15 protein-coding genes are annotated in these 21,103 nt (G+C 62.0%); 7 read left to right on the top strand and 8 right to left on the bottom strand.

All coding sequences use genetic code 11. The features are described from left to right. Positions 1-3 precede the first annotated feature (3 nt). Positions 4-459 (top strand): NfeD family protein, encoded by a 456-nt coding sequence (locus HFO99_RS14465; protein ID WP_222361900.1) that lies wholly within the window; start codon positions 4-6, stop codon positions 457-459. A 14-nt stretch (positions 460-473) separates the two neighbouring features. Here the strand turns inward: HFO99_RS14465 and HFO99_RS14460 are convergent, their stop codons facing one another. Next, positions 474-1,469: an SIS domain-containing protein gene (locus tag HFO99_RS14460; protein WP_221946888.1), complete on the bottom strand. Its 996-nt coding sequence runs from the start codon at positions 1,467-1,469 to the stop codon at positions 474-476. 143 nt (positions 1,470-1,612) lie between these two features. Here HFO99_RS14460 and HFO99_RS14455 point away from each other — a divergent pair, with 143 nt between their 5' ends. Further along, on the top strand, positions 1,613-3,145 hold the full coding sequence (locus HFO99_RS14455; protein ID WP_222361898.1) for an outer membrane beta-barrel protein: 1,533 nt from the start codon (positions 1,613-1,615) through the stop codon (positions 3,143-3,145). 215 nt (positions 3,146-3,360) lie between these two features. Here the strand turns inward: HFO99_RS14455 and galU are convergent, their stop codons facing one another. Further along, positions 3,361-4,248, bottom strand: a complete 888-nt coding sequence (gene galU, locus HFO99_RS14450; RefSeq protein ID WP_003542870.1) for a UTP--glucose-1-phosphate uridylyltransferase GalU — start codon at positions 4,246-4,248, stop codon at positions 3,361-3,363. Positions 4,249-4,452: 204 nt separating this feature from the next. Between galU and HFO99_RS14445 the strand changes: the two genes are divergently transcribed. Both HFO99_RS14445 and HFO99_RS14440 read left to right on the top strand, forming a co-directional pair. After that, positions 4,453-5,676, top strand: a complete 1,224-nt coding sequence (locus tag HFO99_RS14445; protein ID WP_222361896.1) for a lytic murein transglycosylase — start codon at positions 4,453-4,455, stop codon at positions 5,674-5,676. Between the two features lie 174 nt (positions 5,677-5,850). Further along, the gene (locus HFO99_RS14440) at positions 5,851-7,092 is read left to right on the top strand and encodes an SGNH family hydrolase (protein ID WP_205931693.1); all 1,242 of its coding nucleotides are present in this window, start codon (positions 5,851-5,853) and stop codon (positions 7,090-7,092) included. A 128-nt stretch (positions 7,093-7,220) separates the two neighbouring features. Here the strand turns inward: HFO99_RS14440 and HFO99_RS14435 are convergent, their stop codons facing one another. Further along, on the bottom strand, positions 7,221-8,675 hold the full coding sequence (locus HFO99_RS14435; RefSeq protein WP_168269737.1) for a glutamate synthase subunit beta: 1,455 nt from the start codon (positions 8,673-8,675) through the stop codon (positions 7,221-7,223). A gap of 226 nt (positions 8,676-8,901) precedes the next feature. After that, the gene (gltB, locus tag HFO99_RS14430; RefSeq protein WP_222361894.1) at positions 8,902-13,626 is read right to left on the bottom strand and encodes a glutamate synthase large subunit; all 4,725 of its coding nucleotides are present in this window, start codon (positions 13,624-13,626) and stop codon (positions 8,902-8,904) included. Positions 13,627-14,163: 537 nt separating this feature from the next. Here gltB and HFO99_RS14425 point away from each other — a divergent pair. Continuing rightward, the gene (locus HFO99_RS14425; protein WP_222361892.1) at positions 14,164-15,216 is read left to right on the top strand and encodes a threonine aldolase family protein; all 1,053 of its coding nucleotides are present in this window, start codon (positions 14,164-14,166) and stop codon (positions 15,214-15,216) included. A 55-nt stretch (positions 15,217-15,271) separates the two neighbouring features. Here HFO99_RS14425 and HFO99_RS14420 read toward each other — a convergent pair whose 3' ends face one another. Then, complete coding sequence (locus tag HFO99_RS14420) at positions 15,272-16,126, bottom strand: LysR substrate-binding domain-containing protein (protein WP_222361890.1); 855 nt, start codon at positions 16,124-16,126, stop codon at positions 15,272-15,274. Between the two features lie 89 nt (positions 16,127-16,215). On the opposite strand from HFO99_RS14420, the gene HFO99_RS14415 reads away from it, so the two are divergent. Continuing rightward, entirely contained in the window at positions 16,216-17,220 is a 1,005-nt protein-coding gene (locus tag HFO99_RS14415) for a bile acid:sodium symporter family protein (RefSeq protein ID WP_222361889.1), read from the top strand. Positions 17,221-17,281: 61 nt separating this feature from the next. Here the strand turns inward: HFO99_RS14415 and HFO99_RS14410 are convergent, their stop codons facing one another. Continuing rightward, positions 17,282-17,752 (bottom strand): Hsp20 family protein, encoded by a 471-nt coding sequence (locus HFO99_RS14410; protein ID WP_064249454.1) that lies wholly within the window; start codon positions 17,750-17,752, stop codon positions 17,282-17,284. Positions 17,753-18,159: 407 nt separating this feature from the next. Here HFO99_RS14410 and HFO99_RS14405 point away from each other — a divergent pair, with 407 nt between their 5' ends. Continuing rightward, positions 18,160-19,134, top strand: coding sequence for an alpha/beta fold hydrolase (locus HFO99_RS14405; RefSeq protein ID WP_222361887.1), 975 nt, complete (start codon positions 18,160-18,162; stop codon positions 19,132-19,134). A 24-nt stretch (positions 19,135-19,158) separates the two neighbouring features. On the opposite strand, the gene hisN is transcribed toward HFO99_RS14405, so the two are convergent. Next, a complete protein-coding gene (gene hisN / locus HFO99_RS14400) occupies positions 19,159-19,932 on the bottom strand; it encodes a histidinol-phosphatase (RefSeq protein ID WP_222361885.1) in 774 nt (257 codons plus the stop codon). 275 nt (positions 19,933-20,207) lie between these two features. Continuing rightward, a complete protein-coding gene (locus HFO99_RS14395; protein WP_064249451.1) occupies positions 20,208-21,089 on the bottom strand; it encodes an N-formylglutamate amidohydrolase in 882 nt (293 codons plus the stop codon). Positions 21,090-21,103 lie beyond the last annotated feature (14 nt).

Genomic DNA, 21,103 nt, shown 5'->3' with positions numbered 1-21,103 from the left:
GCCATGCTGGCGAAGATCGTCGCCGAACTCGGTCCGTGGAACTGGTGGGTCGCAGGCCTCGTGCTGCTCGCCGCGGAATTGATCGTTCCCGGCTTCTTCCTGGTCTGGATCGGACTTGCTGCCTTGATCGTCGGCGCACTGTCGTTGCTCTTCTGGGACAGCCCCTTCTGGATCTGGGAGTTGCAGGCGATCCTTTTTGCGCTTCTCGCCGTTGCCACGACCTTCGCCGGCCGCCGGCTGACGCTGCGCAACGCCACGACCGACGAGCCCTTCCTCAATCAGCGCGGCGCTAGCCTCGTCGGCCGCACGGCGACGCTGCACGAACCGATCCGCGAAGGCCGCGGCCGCATCCGCCTCGACGATACGCTATGGCAGGTGATGGGACCCGACTTGCCCGTCGGAACGCAGGTGAAGGTGGTTTCGAGCAACGGCCGCGACCTGACGGTCGAGCCCGTTTGATCAAACAACTTTGATCAGGCGACGCCGATCCGCAGCAGGTCGTGGAAATGCACCAGCCCGACCGGCCGGCGGTCGTCGTCGATGACGATCAGCGCGCCGATGTGATGCTGGTTGAGCAGCGCGAGGGCCGCGGTCGCCAGCACCGTCGGCCTCACCGTCTTCGGCGTCCGCGTCATGATGTCGTCGACGGCAAGCTCTGAAAGATTGCGCGTCAGGTTGCGTGCCATGTCGCCTTCGGTGACGATACCGCACAGCCGCCCATCTTCGTCCAGCACGCCGACGCAGCCGAAATGCTTGCGCGATAGCACCGTGATCGCCTCCGGCATCGGTGTGCCCTTGGCAACGAGCGGCAGCCGCTCGCCGGTATGCATGACATCGGCGACATGCATCAGGCTCGCGCCCAGCTTGCCGCCGGGATGGAAGACGTGGAAATCCGTGGCGGTAAAGCCGCGCGCCTCCAAAAGCGCCACCGCCAGCGCGTCGCCGATGGCAAGCTGCATCAGCGTCGAGGTCGTTGGCGCCAGCCCATTGGGACAGGCCTCCTGCTCGTTCGGCATCAGAAGGACGATATCGGCGGCGGCCGCGAGCGAGGACCCTTCGCTGCAGGTGATCGCGATCAGCGGAATGGAGAAGCGCCGCGTGAAGGAAATGATGCTCTTGAGTTCGGCGCTCTCGCCGCCCTTGGAAATCGCCAGCACGACGTCATCGCGCGCGATCATGCCGAGATCGCCGTGATTGGCCTCCGCCGCATGCACGAAAAAGGCAGGTGTCCCGGTCGAAGCGAATGTCGCCGCGAGCTTGGCGCCGATATGCCCGCTCTTGCCGACGCCGGTGACGATAACGCGTCCGGAGATGTCGCCGATGACTTCGACGGCCCGTGTGAACGGACCGGCCAATCCATTGTCAAAAGCCTGTTCGAGCGCTTCAAGACCGCGTCTTTCGGTCTCTATCGTGCGTTTTGCCGACTCGAGCACGCTGTTTTCAACGAGGTTGATCGCTCTTCTGTTCATGAAATTGCGTTAGACCTTTTCACTTTCCAAGTCCACCCCGCGCTCTTTCCGAATTGTGAACAGCGTCCGCCGCCGGCAACGAATGATTAACCACGAGGCTTTACCTTTGGGTAAGAATCGAAAGCATGTCAGGCGCGAATTGCATGGGCCAGCCAAACCAGACGAGCAGTGTGACGCCGCTCCGCGCCACGAGCCGTGCCCTCTCTTTTGCTGCGTTCGGCTGCTTGCTTCTCAGCCAGACGGCAGCCTTCGCGCAATCCGCCTCGTCGCAACCGGCAAACAGCCGCTCCGCCGCCTCCCAGGACAATCGCACCACTTATAACACCGCACCCGCCACCGGTTTCGATGACGATACCGCCGCTCCCGCGGCAAACGGCACGACCGCAAACGCGGACGATACCCAGCAGCGGCCCGCCATACCGGATGCACAAGCGGGCGACGACATTACCGGTTCCATCCTCGACAACGACATACGCCGGCTGAACACCCGTGAAGCGCCGCTCGACGAGACACTGCCACGCCGCAGGGCTGCCGAAAGTGCCTCGACAGAGGAAACGCCGGGAATCCCGATCGGCACGTTCGTGCTCCGCCCGAGCGTCACCCAGAGCATCAACACCGAAACCACCAAGGACGGCAATACCACGCAACGGCGCGCCTTTCTTGAAACCGACGCAGCAGCGACCCTGACCTCGGACTGGGGCCGGCATCAGTTGACCCTGACCTCGGAAGGCGCTTGGCAGCAGAATGTCAGCGGCGAGGGTGAGGAACAGCCCTCCTTCAAGATCAACAGCGATCTCAGGCTCGATCTTCCCGACGACACCACGGCGCACCTCATCGCCGGCTATAATTTCTACCGCGAGGACACCGATGATCCCGACGCGATCACCAACGCCGCGCAGCAGTCGGACGTCCAGGAATTTTCGGCCGGCGCCTCCGTCCAGCGCGATTTCGGGATCCTGCGCGGCACGACTGCACTTGCGCTGACACGCTCGATCTATTCGGACGCTAAACTTTCGAACGGCACGACCGTCTCTCTCAGCGACCGCAATCAGACGACGGGCACGTTGCGTGGCCGTGTCGGCTACGAACTGTCCCCCGCGCTCATCCCGTTCATCGAGGCCAACATCGGACGCACGGTCTATGACGAAACGCAAGATTCCGCCGGTTACGAGCGTTCCGGCCATAGCTATGGCGCCAAGGCAGGCGTCGAGGTCGATCTCGGTGAAAAGCTGAAGGGTGAAGTCGGTGTCGGCTACGAGATGGCGGATTTCGAAGACAGCCGCCTGTCCTCGATCGATACCGCCACGCTCGATGCGAGCCTGCTCTGGTCGCCGATCCGCGGCACCGATGTCAATCTCGACCTGCTGACCAGCATCCAGCCATCGACCACGGCAGGCGAAAGCGGCTACGTCTCGCACGCGCTGACGACGACGGTCACTCACCAGTTGCGCGACAATCTGGTCGGGACGATGATCGGCGGGGTGATATGGCGCGATTATCCCACGGACAGCACCGTCAACGACGAGCTCGTCTATACCGCCGCAACCGGCCTGACCTGGAATATCAGCCGCTATCTCGATCTGACCAGCACACTCGGCTACGAGCTGACGACGCGCAAGGAAGGGACCGACTCGCAGGAATGGCGAGCCGGCGTCGGTCTCAAGCTGAAACGCTAGAGCATGTCGCGCAAAAGTGTGCCGCGGTTTTGCGACAACGGCATGCGTAAAAACAAAGACCTAAAGCGCGAGGAGCGAATCTGAAAGATCGCGACGCGCTTTAGAGCAACTCCAGCAAAAGTGCGGGAGCAGCTTGCATCGGGAAAAGAGAAGCGCCGCGCGTCCGACAGGAAGCGCGGCGCTCTATCACTTTGAAGCTGCGCTGAGCAGGATCCTTACTTCAGGCCGGCCAGCAGTTCCCTGAAGCCGCCTTCGACGGAGGGGCGGATATCGGCGCGTTCCAGGGCGAAGGCGACGTTTGCCAGGATGAAGCCGTCCTTGGCGCCGCAATCATAGGTTGCGCCGCGGAAATGATAGCCGGCGAAATCCTGTTCCTTCAGCAGCTTCAGCATGCCGTCGGTGAGCTGGATCTCATTGCCGGCGCCGCGCTCCTGGGTTTCGAGGATCTTGAAGATCTCAGGCTGCAGGATATAGCGGCCGTTGATGAAGAAGTTGGAAGGCGCCGTCCCCTTGGCAGGCTTTTCCACCATGCCGGTGATGCGGAAACCGTCGCCGATCGCCTCGCCGACGCCGACGATGCCGTATTTATGCGCCTGGTCCGGCGCGCATTCCTCGACGGCAATGATATTGCCGCCGCTCTGGGCATAGAGGTCGATCATGCCCTTCATGCAGCCCTTGTCGCCCTTCATGATCATATCCGGCAGCAGCAGTGCGAAGGGCTCGTCGCCGACGATCTCGCGGGCGCACCACACGGCGTGGCCGAGGCCGAGAGGCTCCTGCTGGCGAGTGAAGCTCACTGTGCCGGCCTTCGGCAATTGCTGGGCGAGAAGGGTAATTTCCGCCTTCTTGGCGCGCTCGCGCAGCGTCTGTTCCAGCTCGAAATGAATGTCGAAATAATCTTCGATGACGTGCTTGTTGCGTCCGGTGACGAAGACTAGATGTTCGATCCCGGCTTCGATCGCCTCATCGACGACATATTGAATGATTGGCTTGTCGACGACGGTCAACATTTCCTTCGGAACAGCCTTTGTCGCCGGAAGGAATCGCGTTCCCAACCCGGCAACCGGAAATACTGCTTTACGAACTTTGTTGTGTTGAGCCACACCCGGCCTCCTGCTTCGATCATATCGCTTTGGAAATGGAGTTTTTTAGCTTTAACTAGTATAGAATTGCTACTCTTTTGCAAATGGTGACCGCAGCGGATCGCCATGGTAAAGAATTTGTTGACTCCGTTCCTGTAGTCTCGGGTCTGGGCGGAAATGATGCCCCGCTGCACCAGAAACTGAAGATGACGGATACGACTGTCGATGACCCAGAATCACAAAAACTCCCTTCGTGGTCTTGCTCTCGCCCTCGTTGTCGCTGCCCAGGTGGCACTGGTCCCCGACAACGCGAAAGCTGATTCCCGCTTCCAGAAATGGATCGCGGATTTTTACCAGACTGCCGCTCAGAGTGGCATCAGTAAGGCAACCTATCAAAAGGCCTTTTCCGGGGTGAGCGAGCCCGATCCAACGGTGCTCGAAAAGGCCGCCTACCAGCCGGAATTCACCTCGAAGATCTGGGACTATATCGATTCCCGCGTCAATCCCTATACTGTCAAGATCGGCCGCGAGATGGCCGTCAAGCACGCTAGAACGCTCGCTGCGATCGAGCAGCGGTTCGGTGTCGACAAGACCATATTGCTGGCCATCTGGTCGATGGAATCGAATTACGGCGCGGTCCTCGACAAGGACGACCGGCTGCACTACGTGCCGCGCGCCTTGGCAACGCTTGGCTATGCCGATCCGAGCCGGGCCAAATTCGCCAAGAAGCAGCTGGTCGCAGCGCTGAAGATCCTGCAGAACGGCGATGTGCCGGCACGCGAGATGACCGGCTCCTGGGCCGGCGCCATGGGCCACACCCAGTTCATTCCGACAAGCTACCTGCTTTATGCCGTCGATGCCGACGGCAACGGCCATCGCGATATCTGGAACTCGGTGCCTGACGCGCTGGCGACCTCGGCCAACCTCCTGATGAAAAACGGCTGGGACACCGGCAAGACCTGGGGTTACGAGGTCGTCGTTCCCGCTGCAGTCGTCAAGCAGACCGGCAAGACCCATACGCTGGCCCAATGGGCGGCACTCGGCCTGACCCGCCCGAACGGCAAGGCCTTCCGCGAGAGTGCCACCAAAGCCGTGCTGAAGATGCCGGCCGGGGCCAGTGGCCCGGGCTTCCTGATGACCGCCAACTTCTTCACCATCAAGAACTACAATGCCTCGGACAGCTATGCGCTTGCCGTCGGCCTGCTGGCCGACCAGATCGCCGGCTACGGCGGCATGCAGCAGCGCTGGCCGCGCCCGGACGGTGCCCTCGATATCACCGAGAAATTCGAGCTGCAGACCCGCCTGAAGACGCTCGGCTATTACAATGGCGAGGTCGACGGCAATTTCGGCTCGGGTTCGAAGGCGGCGATATCAGCCGTGCAGTCGCGCATCGGCATGCAGCCGGACGGCGAGCCCTCCTTGCCGCTTCTGAACGCATTGCGCCGCTAGACCGGGATGATCCCGGCCGAACTGGCCGGAAATCTCAATCCGCATTTGAATCAAGGAAATAGGGCATGATACCGCCCGAAAACCCCACACACTTTTCGGCATGATGCTCTACAACAGGCAGAACCGTGACCTAGATAATAGCGGGAGTGGACGCTGGCCTACCCGGCGTGCAAGATGCCGGCAGATGCGGAACTGCCCATGACGAAGAAAACTGATCGGACCCGTAAAATCCGTTGGCTCGTGCTCGCCTTGGCGGCGGCTTCGCTATGCCTTGGCGTGTCTGCGCCGGTGCATGTCGCCGAAGCCCAGGAGCAGCGCTATCAGCGCCGGTCGATCTTCGATTTCTTCCTTGGCCGGCGCTATCTCGACGACAGCCCGCAGGCCCCTGACGTGCAGCAGCCGAGACGCCAGCAGCGCAAACGCCCGCCGGCGCAGAAAGCCATCGTCAATACCCGCACTGCACCGCCGGTCCGCGCTCCCGTACAGGAGGTGGAGCCGGCCGTACAGAAGCTCGGCGACGCCCGAAAGATCCTGATCGTCGGCGATTTCCTGGCCAGCGGCCTCGGCGACGGCCTCACCGCCGCCTTCGAGACCTCGCCGGGTGTCGTCGTCGAAGCCCGCGGCAACGTCTCCTCAGGTCTTGTCCGCGACGATTATTACGACTGGCCGGCACAGCTGCCGAAGATGATCGACGAGCTGAAGCCGGCAATGGTCGTCGTCATGATCGGCGCCAACGACCGTCAGCAGATGGTGACCGACACCGCCAAGGAAAAATTCCGCACCGATAGCTGGTTCAGCGAATATCGCCGCCGCGTGCTTTCCTTCGGCAAGGAAGTCACCGGCCGCAAGATCCCGCTGCTCTGGGTCGGTCTTCCCGCCTTCGAATCCGATTCGATGACGGCCGATGCCGTGCAGATGAACCAGCTCTACCGCAACCAGGTCGAAAGCATCGGCGGTGAATTCGTCGATATCTGGGATGGTTTCGTCGACGAAAACGGCAACTTCATCGTCACCGGTTCGGATGTGAACGGCCAGCAGGTGCGCCTGCGCACCTCCGACGGCATCAACCTGACCCAGGCCGGCCGGCGCAAGCTCGCCTTCTATGTGGAAAAACCGGCGCGGCGTCTTCTCGGCACGCAGGCAAGCCCCGATCTGGTCCGCCTCGACTCCAGCAATTTGCCCGGTCTCGGCCTTCCCGCCAATCCAGTCGAACATACCGTGCCGATCAGTCTCTCCGACCCCAATCTCGACGGCGGCGCCGAACTTCTCGGCGCCAGGCCGCCGCCCATGGCCTTGACGAGATCGCCGCGCGACCTCCTGGTCGAGCAGGGCGAAATGACGCCGGCACCTCCCGGCCGCGTTGACGATTACCGCCTGCCTGCGGTTAAGGCGCCGGCCGAAGTCTCGGTCAAATGAAAAGGCCGCGCGAGGCGGCTCGCCGCTTCGAGAACGTCGATCCCGCGTCCTGTCAAACACGCGGCGCTATAAAAAAACTCCGCCGGAGGGGCGGAGTTCTTGTCTTCGGAAAGGTGTGCGGCTGAGGCTCAGTTCGGCAGGACGGTCGAGCCCATCAGCTCCTCGTCGATGGCGCGCGCCGCCTGGCGGCCTTCACGGATCGCCCAGACCACCAGCGATTGACCGCGGCGCACATCGCCCGCCGTCCAGAATTTGTCGACCGAAGTCTTGTAGTCGCGGTCGTTGGCGACGACGTTGGTCGAGCCGCGTTTGTCGGTGTTGAGCGTCAGCTTGCCGTCGAGCTCCTTCAGTACGCTGCCGGTGAACGGCCCGCGGAAACCGATGGCGATGAAGGCGAGATCGGCCCGGATGACGAATTCCGTGCCTGGAACCGGCCGCCGGCGCTCATCGACCTCGCAGCACTTGACGCCGGTCAGCACACCGTCTTCGCCGACGAATTCAAGAGTGGCCACCTGGAATTCACGCACGGCGCCCTCGGCCTGCGAGGAAGAGGTGCGCATCTTCGTCGCCCAGAAGGGCCAGACGGCAAGCTTGTCTTCCTTCTCCGGCGGCTGCGGCCGAATGTCGAGCTGGGTGACCTTGACGGCCCCCTGGCGGAACGCCGTGCCGACGCAGTCCGAAGCCGTATCGCCACCGCCGACAACGACGATATGTTTGGCGCCGGCAAGGATCGGGTCCGACGGCCAGCCGACGCTGTCGATGTTCTCGCGCCCGACGCGGCGGTTCTGCTGCACCAGATAGGGCATCGCATCATGCACGCCCGCAAGGTCGGTGCCCGGAATGCCCGCCTCGCGCGGCGTCTCGGAGCCGCCGCAGTAAAGCACGGCGTCGTGATCGGCGAGCAATTGCTCGACCTTGACGTCGACGCCGATATTGACGCCGCAATGGAAGGTGACGCCCTCGCCCTTCATCTGCTCGACGCGGCGGTCGATGAAGTTCTTCTCCATCTTGAAATCGGGAATGCCGTAACGCAGCAGTCCGCCCGGCTTGGTCTCGCGCTCGTAGAGATGCACCTCGTGGCCGGCGCGGCCGAGCTGCTGGGCGGCCGCCATGCCGGCGGGGCCGGAGCCGATGACGGCGACCTTCTTGCCGGTATGGACCGTGGCCGGCTGCGGCCGGATGAAGCCGAGCTCATAGGCCTTGTCTGCAATTGCCTGTTCGACCGTCTTGATGGCGACCGGCGCATCCTCGAGATTCAGCGTGCAGGCTTCCTCGCAGGGTGCCGGGCAAACGCGACCGGTGAACTCAGGGAAGTTGTTGGTCGAATGCAGGTTCTGGATCGCCGCTTCCCAGTTGTTGTTGTAGACGAGGTCGTTCCAATCGGGAATCTGGTTGTGAACAGGGCAGCCGGTCGGGCCGTGGCAATAAGGGATGCCACAGTCCATGCAGCGCGCGGCCTGTTTCTGCACTTCCGGGTCCGACATCGGGATCGTGAACTCGCGGAAATGACGGATGCGATCCGACGCCGGCTGGTACTTCGCCACCTGCCGGTCGATTTCCAGAAACCCTGTTACCTTACCCATATCTTCGTCCCTTACCCTCATGACCGCCTCACCGCAGCCAATCTGTCTATCGTCAGTCCCGGTACCCGGGGCAAGTTGCTTGTCTTGACCGTCATTGGACCATATCCCCTGAAAGACATCCGTGCGATCTGAACAGCTTTCGCCGTCGGCGTGATCGTCACGGGTCATCGAGATATTTTCGTCACCCGTCACCTGCAGTCAGCAGATGACGGATGTCCGGTGCAATTCATTCCGCGGCGATGCCCATCCGGCTGCGCTCCATTTCCTCGAGCGCACGCCGGTATTCGACCGGCATGACCTTGCGGAATTTCGGGCGGTAATCGGCCCAGTTGTCCAGGATCTCAGTGGCGCGGGCCGAGCCCGTATAATGCAGATGGTTGGAGATCAGCTGGTAAAGGCGCTCCTCGTCATGGCGCGTCATGTCGCCAGAGACGTCGACGCGTCCCTTGTGCATGAGATCACCGCCGTGATGATGCAGCTTCTCCAGCATGTCGTCTTCCTCGGGCACCGGCTCGAGCTCGACCATCGCCATGTTGCAGCGGCTGGCGAAATCGCCGGTTTCATCGAGCACGTAGGCGACGCCACCGGACATGCCGGCCGCGAAGTTGCGGCCCGTGGCGCCGAGCACGACGACGACGCCGCCGGTCATGTATTCGCAGCCATGGTCGCCGACACCCTCGACGATGGCGATCGCGCCCGAATTGCGCACGGCGAAACGTTCGCCCGCCACACCACGGAAATAGCATTCGCCCTCGGTCGCACCATAAAGCACGGTGTTGCCGACGATGATCGAGTCCTCGGCGACGATCCTCGAATTCTCCGGCGGCCTGATGATGATCTTGCCGCCCGAAAGGCCCTTGCCGACATAGTCGTTGCCGTCGCCGATCAAGTTGAAGGTAACGCCGCGCGCCAGGAAGGCGCCGAAGCTCTGACCTGCCGTACCGCGAAGCGTCACGTTGATCGTGTCTTCCTTCAGACCGCGATGGCGATAACGCTTGGCGACCTCGCCGGAAAGCATCGCCCCCACCGAGCGGTCGACGTTCTTGATGCCGACCTCGAAGGCGACGGGCGTCTTGGCGGTCAGTGCCGGCTGCGCCTGCTCGATCAGCACGCGGTCGAGAATGTCGTCGATCGGGTGCTTCTGCCGGCTCGTCCAGAAGGTCTCTTCCTTGGAAGCGTCGACTTTGTGGAAGATACGGCTGAAGTCGAGGCCCTTCGCCTTCCAGTGGTTCAGCATCTCATCCTTCTCCAGCAGCTCCGAGGCGCCGATGATCTCGTCGAGCCGGGTGAAGCCCAGCGAGGCGAGGATTTCGCGCACTTCGTTGGCGACGAAGAAGAAGTAGTTGATGACGTGCTCCGGCGCGCCCTTGAAGCGCTTGCGCAGCACCGGATCCTGGGTCGCCACACCCACCGGACAGGTGTTGAGATGGCACTTGCGCATCATGATGCAGCCGGCGGCAATCAGCGGCGCGGTGGCAAAGCCGAATTCGTCGGCTCCGAGCAGCGCCCCGATAATGACGTCGCGGCCAGTCTTCAGGCCGCCGTCCACCTGCAGGGCGACGCGCGAACGCAATCCGTTCAGCACCAGCGTCTGCTGGGTCTCGGCAAGGCCGATTTCCCAGGGGCTGCCGGCATGTTTCAGCGAGGTCAGCGGCGACGCACCCGTGCCGCCGTCGAAGCCGGCGACCGTGATGTGGTCGGCGCGCGCCTTGGCGACACCGGCGGCAACCGTGCCGACGCCGACTTCAGAGACGAGCTTGACCGAGACATCGGCGGTCGGGTTGACGTTCTTCAGATCGTAGATCAGTTGCGCCAGATCTTCGATGGAATAGATGTCGTGGTGCGGCGGCGGCGAAATCAGACCGACACCCGGCGTCGAATGTCGGGTCTTGGCAACAGTCGCATCGACCTTGTGACCAGGCAGCTGGCCGCCTTCGCCGGGCTTGGCGCCCTGCGCCACCTTGATCTGCAGCATGTCGGCATTGACGAGATATTCGGTGGTGACGCCGAAGCGGCCCGAGGCGATCTGCTTGATGGCCGAGCGTTCAGGGTTCATCGAACCATCGGCCAGCGGCATGTAGCGGTCGGATTCCTCACCGCCTTCGCCGGTGTTCGACTTGCCACCGATCCGGTTCATGGCGATCGCCAGCGTCGTATGCGCCTCTCTGGAGATCGAGCCGAAGGACATTGCGCCCGTCGAGAACCGCTTGACGATATCGGCCGCCGGTTCGACCTCGTCGACCGATACCGGCTTGCGGCCGAGCGCTTCGGCGCTCTTGATCTTGAACAGCCCGCGGATCGTGTTCATCCGTAGCGCCGAGCTGTTCACCATCTCGGCGAATTCCTGGTAACGGTCCTCGGCATTGCCGCGCACGGCATGCTGAAGGGCGGCGACCGCATCCGGCGTCCAGGCATGGCTTTCGCCGCGCATGCGGTAGGCATATTCGCCGCCGATGTCGAGCGTCGTGGCAAGAAGCGGATCGGTACCGAAGGCCGCGTTATGGCGGGCGACGGTTTCTGAGGCGATCGCCTCGAGGCCGACACCTTCGATCATTGTCGCGGTTCCGAAGAAATACTTGTCGATCAGTTCCGACTGCAGGCCGATCGCATCGAAGATCTGCGCGCCGCAATAGGACTGGTAGGTCGAGATGCCCATCTTCGACATGACCTTGAGGATGCCTTTGCCGACCGCCTTGATGTAGCGGTAGACGACTTCGGAAGCATCCACTTCCTTCGGGAATTCGCCCTTGGCATGCATGTCGAGCAACGTGTCGAAGGCGAGATAGGGGTTGATCGCCTCGGCGCCGTAGCCGGCGAGCAGGCAGAAATGGTGGACCTCGCGCGGCTCTCCGGTCTCGACGACGAGACCGACCGAGGTACGAAGCCCCTTGCGGATCAGGTGGTGATGCACGGCAGCTGTGGCGAGCAATGCGGGAATCGCGATCCGGTCCGGCCCGATCTGGCGGTCGGAGAGCACGATGATGTTGTAGCCGCCCTTGACGGCCGCTTCCGCGCGCTCGCAGAGGCGGTCGAGCATCTCGGGCATGCCTTCGGCGCCGCGCTCGATATCATAGGTGAAATCCAGCGTCTTGGTGTCGAAACGGTCTTCCGTATGGCCGATCGAGCGGATCTTTTCGAGATCGCCATTGGTCAGGATCGGCTGACGAACCTCGAGCCGCTTGGCGTTCGCCGCCCCCTCATGGTCGAGAATGTTCGGCCGCGGCCCGATGAAGGAAACCAGGCTCATCACCAGTTCCTCGCGGATCGGGTCGATCGGCGGGTTGGTCACCTGCGCGAAGTTCTGCTTGAAATAGGTGTAGAGCAGCTTCGGCTTTTCCGACATCGCCGAGATCGGCGTATCCGTGCCCATCGAGCCGATCGCCTCCTGGCCCGTCGTCGCCATCGGCGACATCAGGATGCGTGTATCCTCGAGCGTGTAGCCGAAGGCCTGCTGGCGGTCGAGCAGCGACACGTCGCGACGCAGCGCCCGCGGTTCCACCGGCTTCAGGTCTTCGAGGATGAGCTGCGTGCGGTTGAGCCAGCTGCGATAGGGATGCGCCGTCGCCAGCTGCGACTTCACCTCGTCGTCGGAGATGATGCGGCCTTCTTCCATATCGATCAGCAGCATCTTGCCCGGCTGCAGGCGCCACTTCTGGATGATCTTCTCCTCCGGAACCGGCAGCACGCCAGCTTCGGACGCCATGATGACGCGGTCGTCATTAGTGACAAGATAACGCGCCGGCCGCAGGCCGTTGCGGTCGAGCGTCGCACCGATCTGCTTGCCGTCGGTGAAGGCGACGGCAGCCGGCCCGTCCCAGGGCTCCATCAGCGCCGCATGATATTCGTAAAAGGCCTTGCGTTCAGCCGCCATCGACTGGTTGCCGGCCCAGGCTTCCGGGATCAGCATCATCACTGCATGCGCCAGCGAATAGCCGCCGCGCACCAGGAATTCGAGCGCATTGTCGAAGCAGGCCGTGTCCGACTGCCCCTCGTAGGAGATCGGCCAGAGCTTGGAGATGTCCTCGCCGAACAGCGGCGAGGAGACCGACGCCTGGCGCGCCGCCATCCAGTTGACGTTGCCGCGCAGCGTGTTGATCTCGCCGTTATGGGCGACCATGCGATAGGGATGCGCGAGCTTCCACGATGGAAACGTGTTGGTCGAGAAGCGCTGATGCACCAGGGTGACCGCGCTTTCGAAACGCGGGTCCGACAGGTCCTTGTAATAGACGCCGACCTGATAGGCCAGGAACATGCCCTTGTAGACCACCGTCGCCGACGATAGCGACACCGGATAGAAATTACTCTCCTCGCCGTCGAATTCATCATAGATGCGGTTGGAGATCACCTTGCGCAGCGTGAACAGCCGGCGCTCGAACTCGTCGTTGCTTTCGGCATCCTCGCCGGCGCCGATGAAGACCTGCACATGATGCGGCTCGGTTGCGGCAATGGCCGGCGCCTTGGAGAGCGAGGAATTGTCGACCGGCACGTCACGGAAGCCGATGAAGACCTGACCTTCCTCGGTGATGACGTCCTTGATCACCTTCTTGAAGTGCTCGATCTGCTTTTCATCGCGCGGCATGAAGATATGGCCGACGCCATATTCGCCGACCGGCGGCAGGGTGATGCCCTGCTCGGCCATCTCCTCGCGGAAGAATCGGTCGGGGATCTGCACCAGGATGCCGGCGCCGTCACCCATCAGCGGATCGGCGCCGACGGCGCCGCGATGCGTCAGGTTCTCGAGGATGAACAGGCCATCCTTGACGATCTGGTGCGACTTCTGGCCCTTCATATGCGCGACGAAGCCGACGCCGCAGGCATCATGTTCGTTGCGCGGATCGTAGAGGCCCTGTTTCTTCGGCAGGCCGGAGGCGGATTTGGAGATATTGGCCGTCGCGCGCAGCTCTGCAGCAGCAAACCGGTCAACTTCCATGGATGGCGTCTTCGTCATCATCTTTCCTCCTGTCGAAGCCCGCGCGGCCGCGGGCGGCTTTTCGTCTCGCGCCGCAACCCGAAGATAGGTTCGGCGCATGACAGCGCTGTTGCATTGTGAAGATCGGCCGCAGACATCTGCTTTAAAGGAAAGCAAACCGTCGCGTTCCGCGCCTGCCATTCGCCTCCGCGCGCCGCCCCTTGAGGCTTGACGCTCGGAAGAACTATAGCGTGAAAGCCGGTCTGTTCCAGGGCTTTCGGCGCCTCTTCGGTCATAAAGGCCAAATTAGGACAGTAACACTGTCCTAATTCATCAGTTCTATGCCAGAAAGCATTCGGCTCTGCAAGAGCGCTCAGTCAAAAAACGTCAATTTGCGACGGAAGATTGCCTATATAGCGACGATGACGAAATAAAATTACGGCACGCCGTGTTATTTTGTTTATTGATTGCGTAGTTCAATTTCCGTGATGTGTCGCCGGCGACAACCTTGATCCTCTGAAGCTTTGGCGTAATGTCCGCTGCGGACTTGCCAACCCCTTCCTTTCCAACGGTTTCCCCATGTTCTTTGCTTCCGATAACTGGGCCGGCGCCCACAAATCCATTGCCGAACGTCTGCTGACGGAATCGACCGGCTTTGCCGCCGCCTATGGCGCCGGCGATCTCGACAGAAAGGTCGAAGCCCGTTTTTCCGAGATCTTCGAGCGTGAGGTTTCGGTTTTCTTCGTCGCCACTGGCACGGCCGCCAACTCGCTATCGCTGGCAAGCGTCCAGCGCCCCGGCGGCATCACTTTCTGCCATTCGGAGGCCCATGTGATTAAGGATGAATGTGGTGCGCCGGAATTTTTCTCAGGCTCCGCCCGCCTGGTTGCCGTTGACGGCGAAGCCGGCAAGATCGACCCGGCCAAGCTTTCGGCAAAGATCGCAAGCTTTCCCGAGGATGCCGTCCGTCAAGGCCGCGCCAGCGCGGTGACCATCAGCCAGACGACCGAGATCGGCACCGTCTATTCCCTGCCGGAGATCGGCGAGATCGCCGCCATATCAAGCAAGCGCAATCTGCCGCTCCACATGGATGGTGCCCGCTTCGCCAACGCCCTGGTCGCACTTGGCGCCACCCCGGCCGAGATGACCTGGAAGCGCGGTGTCGACATGCTCTCCTTCGGCGGCACCAAGAACGGCTGCTGGTGCGCCGAAGCGATCGTCTTCTTCAATCCGGATCAAGCCCGGGAAATGCCCTTCATCCGCAAGCGCGCCGCCCAGCTCTTCTCCAAGTCGCGTTTCATCGCCGCCCAGTTCGACGCCTATTTCGAAAACGGCCTCTGGCTCGATCTTGCCCGTCATTCGAACGGCATGGCCGACCGGTTGCGCGCCGGCATCGCCACCAGCAATTCCGCCCGCCTCGCCTGGCCGACCGCATCCAACGAAGTCTTTGCCGTCATCAGCAAAACTGCCGTAAAAACCGCGGAAGAAAAGGGCGCGAAATTTTACGAATGGCCGCTCCCCACGGCAACGCCCGAACTCGTTTCCGAAAGCGAAACCCTGATCCGCCTCGTCACCAGCTTCGCGACGACCGAAGCGGATGTCGATAGCTTCTTAAAGTACCTAGCCGCCTGATCGCCTGTCCGAAAGGCTTGCGGGCCCGGCGGGCCCTTCGCTGGCGGGCAAGGACTCATGTCGACCTCAGTCCTCTCACCTTTTGCAGAATATCCTCGGAGAGTGCTGAAACCAGCGCCTGATCCGCGCCCTTGCGCGGAACCAGCACGAATTCCACATCCTCCAGCACCGGAAGTCTTCCCGCAGCGATTTCCTTCAGACCGGACGGTGCCATGCTGCGCGGCTGCACCAACACGCCCATCCCGGCCCGCGCCGCTGCCGTTAGCCCGCTCAGGCTGCCGCAGGTACAGACGATCCGCCACGGCACCCCGTTTCGACCGAGCGCTTCGAGGGCGATCACCCGCGTGACGCTCGGCGGCGGAAAGGCGATCAGCGGCAGAGGGCCGGAGGCAAGCACACGCTCGGGATCGCGCGCCAGCCAGACGAGCGGCTCGCGATAGACGAGTTTTCCGCGCGCATCGCCGAGCCGGCGCTTGGCCAGCACCAGATCGATCTCGCCATTGTCCTGCATCTCGTAGAGAACGCCGGAAAGCGCCACTGTCAGCTCGAGGTCGACGGAGGGGTGCGAACGGACGAAATCCTCGAGCACCGCCGGCAACTGGCTGGTGACGAAATCTTCCGACACGCCGAGCCGCAGACTGCCGCGCAGGCTGTTGCTCTTAAACAGCGACTGTACCTGCCCGTCGATCGAAAGCATGGCGCGCGCATGCAACAGCAGCGCCTCGCCATCGCCGGTCAGCATCACCTTATGCGTGTCGCGCGCCAGCAGCTTGCGCCCGAGTGCTGTCTCCAGCCGCTGGATGTGCTGGCTGACGGTCGACTGACCGAGGCCGAGCCTCTCTGCCGCGAGCGTGAAACTGCCCATCTGTTCGACGGCAACGAAACTGCGCAATTGCGAAAGGTCCAGCATGAATCCAGTTTCTCGATAACTGTTATTCCTTGCATCCTGGATCATAATGGACGACAGAACAAACTGTTTTATCACGCCGCGAGATCGCCATGCGCCGTTTTCTGCCCGATACATTCACTATCCTGCTTGTCTGCACCGTCATCCTCGCCTCGCTGCTGCCGGCGCGCGGCACATTCGCGGATTATTTTGGTATCGCCACCGACCTTGCCATCGCGCTGCTGTTTTTCCTGCACGGCGCCCGCCTGTCGCGTGACGTCGTCATATCAGGCCTGCTGCACTGGCGCCTGCATCTCGTCATCCTGCTGACGACCTTCGGCATCTTCCCGCTGCTTGGCATGGCGCTCGGACTGATCCCCGACGCGATCCTGCCGCAGCCGCTTTATCTCGGCATCCTCTTCCTCTGCGTGCTGCCGTCGACGGTGCAGTCTTCGATCGCCTTCACCTCGATGGCGGGCGGCAACGTGCCGGCCGCCATCTGCTCGGCCTCGGCATCCAACATCTTCGGCATGTTCCTGACACCGTTGCTCGTCGGCCTGCTGTTTTCCGTCAGCGGCCACGGCGGCTTCTCCTTCGACGCATTGGAGCAGATCCTGCTGCAGCTGCTTGCCCCCTTCATCATCGGTCAGATTCTGCAGCCCTGGATCGGCGACTGGATTCGCGCCAAGAAGAAAATCCTGATGCCTGTCGACCGCGGCTCGATCCTGATGGTCGTCTATCTTGCCTTCTCGACGGCGGTGGTCGAGGGCCTGTGGCACACCTTCTCGATCGCCGATATCGCCGTTGTCATCGTCGCCGACATGGTCCTGCTGGCGATTGTCCTGGTGCTGACAATGTTCGGCAGCCGTTGGCTGGGCTTCAACAAGGCCGACGAGATCACCATCACCTTCTGCGGCTCGAAGAAGAGCCTCGCAAGCGGCGTACCCATGGCCAACGTCATCTTCGCAGGCCAGTCGATCGGCGCGATCGTGCTGCCGCTGATGCTGTTCCACCAGATCCAGCTGATGGTCTGCGCCGTCATCGCCCAGAAATACGCCGCTGCCGCTGCCCGCCGCGCAACGCAAAAAGAGATAGGCGAAGCCGCCAGCCCGGCCTGAGCCGCAATAAAAAAACGGCGCCCCAATGGAGCGCCGTTCGTTTCATCCGACAAGGATCTGATTAGCCGTTGATGATCTGCGCTTCGATGGCCTTCGGAGCCTCGACCGGTTCTGCAGCAATCGTAATCTTCCGAGGCTTCATGGCCTCGGGAATATTGCGCAGAAGGTCGATGTGCAGCAGGCCGTTCTTCAGCGAAGCGGCGCTCACCTCGACATGGTCTGCAAGCTGGAAGCGGCGCTCGAAGGCACGCTTGGCAATACCGCGGTAGAGGAATTCGCCGCTTTCGGCAGGTTCCTCGTGCTTTTCACCCTTCACGGACAGGACATGGGCATGGGCTTCGATCGAAAGTTCGGTCTCGTCGAACCCGGCAACGGCCATGGTGATTCGATAGGTGTTTTCACCGGTGCGCTCGATATTATAGGGCGGATAGGTTTGCGCCTGCTCCGGCTGGGCAAGACTGTCGAGCATGGTGAAGAGCCGGTCGAAACCGACGGTCGAACGATAAAGGGGAGAGAAGTCTACGTGACGCATGATGTCCTCCTGTGGAAGCGACGTGTTGCGATGAAATGCCCCTGAAACCCCATCTTTGGCGGCCTCGGGACGGTTGCGCAGGCCCTTTCCGGCACCCGCAGAAAGGAGATGGTGATGGGATTTGACGAGTTCAAGACCTTTCCGGAATCGCCTTGATCGGCCTGTGAACCCCGCATGAACGACCGGTTCGGAGCGCGTTCAGGCGCATTCGCCTAGAAATTTCGGCGTCGGGTGAATCTGGTCCCGATGGCTGAAGTGCATCGTCCCTTCTTCTTCAGTCTCAACTTCGGCCGGCCGCGAGCACCCTCATGCTCCTGCCGGCCCTTTTCCCCCACCGCTTTCCAAGCCGGATGCCATGCGCTATCCCTGAAGGTGGAAGTAGTCAGCAGCGGCGCATTGGCAAAGTCATGGATCAGGTTCTCTATTCGACGCCCGACAATCCCGCTCCGGAAAACCGCACGGAGGGGTTCTTCGAAACCCATGACGGCCACCAGCTGCGTTACGCCGTCTTCCGCTCTAGCGGACAGGTTGCCATGGGCACCGTCGTTATCCTGCACGGCCGAAACGAATATATCGAGAAATATTTTGAGACGATCCGCGACCTGACGGCCAGGGGCCTCTGGGTCGCGACCTTCGACATGCGCGGCCAGGGCGGTTCGCAGCGGCTCCTGAAACGCCGCAACCACGGCCACATCCGCCGCTTTGCCGATTACGAGCGTGATCTCGATACCTTCTTGGAAAAGGTGGTGCTGCCGGATACCCGCCTGCCCTTCTACTTGCTCGCGCATTCCACAGGCGGCCTGATCGCGCTCTCGGCCGCCCCCTATCTCACCACTCGTATCGATCGCATGGTGCTGTCGGCGCCCTTCATCGGCCTGACCGGCCAGGCGGCTTCGCCCCGCGTCATTCGCACCCTTGCCGGCACGCTGAACGCCGTCGGCCTCGGCTTCCTGCCGCTGACCTCGAAACTGAAGGAGCCGGATTTCCGCGACAATCCGCTGACCTCGGACGAACAGCGCTTCGAGCGCAATGTCGCGATGATGAAGGCCCATCCGGAGCTGACACTCGGGCCACCCACAGCCCGCTGGCTGACCGAGGCCTTTCGCACCATGGACCGGGTCACCTCGCCCTACCACCTCTTCTCGATCACCATCCCGACGGTCATCATTGCCCCGACGCGTGACGGTGTCGTGCCCTACACGGCGCAGGAGCGGCTCTCGCGTTATTTCCGCGCCGGCCAGTTGGTGCCGATCAACGGCGCCCGTCACGAGATCTTCCAGGAACGCGATATCTACCGCGCCGCCGCCCTTGCCGCCTTCCACGCTTTTATTCCCGGCAGCGATGCCGAAGAAAACCAGGACGTCGCCGCCCTCGGCACGTAACCTGGCCAGCACAGCTGATCGCGATTAGCGCTGTAGCACGGCGATCGCCTGCTCGTAGACCGCCGGGCTGCCGGCGGCGATGATCGAGCCGCCATTTTCCGGCCGTCCGCCGTTCCAGGTGGTGATGATGCCGCCCGCCCCCTCGATGACGGGAATGATGCCGCCGACATCATAGGGCTTCAGGCTGTTTTCGATGACGAGATCGATGTGGCCGGCGGCAAGCAGCGCATAAGCATAGCAGTCGCAGCCGTAGCGGAAGAGCCGCACCTGGCCTTCGATCTCGCGGTATTTCTCCATCTCCTCGCCGGCAAAAAGATGCGGCGAGGTGGTGAACAGGATGGCGTTCGACAGCGCGTCGCACTGGCGCGTCTGCAGCCGCCGTTCGCCCTCCGGCCCGGTATAGATCGAGCCGTTCTGGTCGGCGAAATAACGCTCGCCGGTAAAGGGTTGCTCGATCATGCCCATGATCGCCCTGCCATCCTTCTGCAGGCCGATCAACGTTCCCCATACCGGCACGCCGGAGATGAAGGCGCGCGTGCCGTCGATCGGATCGATCACCCAGACATATTCGCGGTCGAGCCCGACATCCCCATGTTCCTCGCCGAGAATGCCGTGGCCGGGGAAACTCTCCTCGATCAGCGCCCGGATGGCGAGTTCGGCCGCCCGGTCGCCCTCCGTCACCGGATCGAAACCGGAGGAAAGCTTGTTCGTGACATCGAGGCCGGAGCGGAAGCGCGGCAGCGTCTCGGCCCGGGCGGCTTCCGCCAGGCGGTTGAAGAACGAACGGTCAGGAAACATGATGGATCCGTTTGGCTGGCGGGAATGGCGCTTTTCATAGCGAAAAGCCACGGGAATGCAAACGCAGCAGGCGATTTGGCTGTAACTGCTCAAAGATGTCGCAACGCAATATATTGCTTGACATTTGTGCAATGCAATAGTAGCGTCTTCATACAGTCTTCTGACTGTAAATACCCTCCTTGGGTGTTTCCTCCCTAGACTTAGCCGCGCTCACAAGCGCGGTTTTTTTTGGCCGGGAAGACGAAGGCCAGACGTCAGCAACATCGAAAAGCGACCTATTCGGCGGCCAGCGCCCGATCTCCGGCAAATTTCTCGACATATTCCGCCATCTGCTGCATGAAGTCCGTGACAGCATCAGCCACCGCGGCGAAATCTTCGCGTTTCTCCAGCGTCAGCTCATCGACATAGATCGCCCGGTTCACCTCGATCTGCAGCGCGTGCAGGCCGCGCGAAGGCCGGCCGTAATGTTCGGTGATGAAGCCGCCGGCATAGGGCTTGTTGCGGATCGCCGCAAAACCCATTTCCTCGAGGATGGCGATGGCCGCGCGCGAAAGCTCGGCCGAAGCGCTGGTGCCGTAGCGATCACCAATGATGAAATCAGGTCGCGAAGTGCTGCCGGCGACGCGCACATTGCCAGGCATCGAGTGGCAGTCGATCAGCACGCCGAAGCCGAACTGCACATGCGTTCGCGCAATCAGCCGGCGCAGCGCCGCATGATAGGGCTTGTAGACCGCTTCGACGCGGTCGAGCCCCTCCTGCACCGGCAGGCGCCGCGCATAGATCTCCATGTTCTCGGCGACGATGCGCGGAATGGTGCCGAGCCCGCCGGCGACCCTCAGCGAATTGACGTTGGCATAGGGCGGCAGCAGCCCGTCGAACATCCGCGGATCGAGCTCGTAGGGCTCACGATTGACGTCGAGATAGGCGCGCGGGAAGTTGGCCGCAAGAAGCGGCGCGCCGAGTGCGACGGCCGAGCCGAAGAGCTCGTCGACATAGTGATCCTCGGAACGGCGGATGGCGATGCCTTCCAGCCTGGACTGGGCAATAAATTCCGGTGGATAAATACGGCCGCTATGGGGGGAGTTGTAGACGAAGGGTATGGTCTGCGACACGGGCTCATGGATCTCAAAAAGCTCGTATTCGCGTATTTCCGGCACTTTCGGCCCTCTTT

Source organism: Rhizobium leguminosarum (genome assembly GCF_019798305.1).
GTDB classification, from domain to species: domain Bacteria; phylum Pseudomonadota; class Alphaproteobacteria; order Rhizobiales; family Rhizobiaceae; genus Rhizobium; species Rhizobium leguminosarum_U.
Note: the sequence above shows the minus strand (reverse complement) of the source record. Positions and strands in the feature narration are given on the sequence as shown.

Coding starts and splice junctions, on each gene's coding strand:
- HFO99_RS14465 (WP_222361900.1), top strand. CDS start 4: ATGCTGGCGAAGATCGTCGCCGAACTCGGTCCGTGGAACTGGTGGGTC.
- HFO99_RS14460 (WP_221946888.1), bottom strand. CDS start 1,469: ATGAACAGAAGAGCGATCAACCTCGTTGAAAACAGCGTGCTCGAGTCG.
- HFO99_RS14455 (WP_222361898.1), top strand. CDS start 1,613: ATGGGCCAGCCAAACCAGACGAGCAGTGTGACGCCGCTCCGCGCCACG.
- HFO99_RS14445 (WP_222361896.1), top strand. CDS start 4,453: ATGACCCAGAATCACAAAAACTCCCTTCGTGGTCTTGCTCTCGCCCTC.
- HFO99_RS14440 (WP_205931693.1), top strand. CDS start 5,851: ATGCCGGCAGATGCGGAACTGCCCATGACGAAGAAAACTGATCGGACC.
- HFO99_RS14435 (WP_168269737.1), bottom strand. CDS start 8,675: ATGGGTAAGGTAACAGGGTTTCTGGAAATCGACCGGCAGGTGGCGAAG.
- gltB (WP_222361894.1), bottom strand. CDS start 13,626: ATGATGACGAAGACGCCATCCATGGAAGTTGACCGGTTTGCTGCTGCA.
- HFO99_RS14425 (WP_222361892.1), top strand. CDS start 14,164: ATGTTCTTTGCTTCCGATAACTGGGCCGGCGCCCACAAATCCATTGCC.
- HFO99_RS14420 (WP_222361890.1), bottom strand. CDS start 16,126: ATGCTGGACCTTTCGCAATTGCGCAGTTTCGTTGCCGTCGAACAGATG.
- HFO99_RS14415 (WP_222361889.1), top strand. CDS start 16,216: ATGCGCCGTTTTCTGCCCGATACATTCACTATCCTGCTTGTCTGCACC.
- HFO99_RS14410 (WP_064249454.1), bottom strand. CDS start 17,752: ATGCGTCACGTAGACTTCTCTCCCCTTTATCGTTCGACCGTCGGTTTC.
- HFO99_RS14405 (WP_222361887.1), top strand. CDS start 18,160: ATGGATCAGGTTCTCTATTCGACGCCCGACAATCCCGCTCCGGAAAAC.
- hisN (WP_222361885.1), bottom strand. CDS start 19,932: ATGTTTCCTGACCGTTCGTTCTTCAACCGCCTGGCGGAAGCCGCCCGG.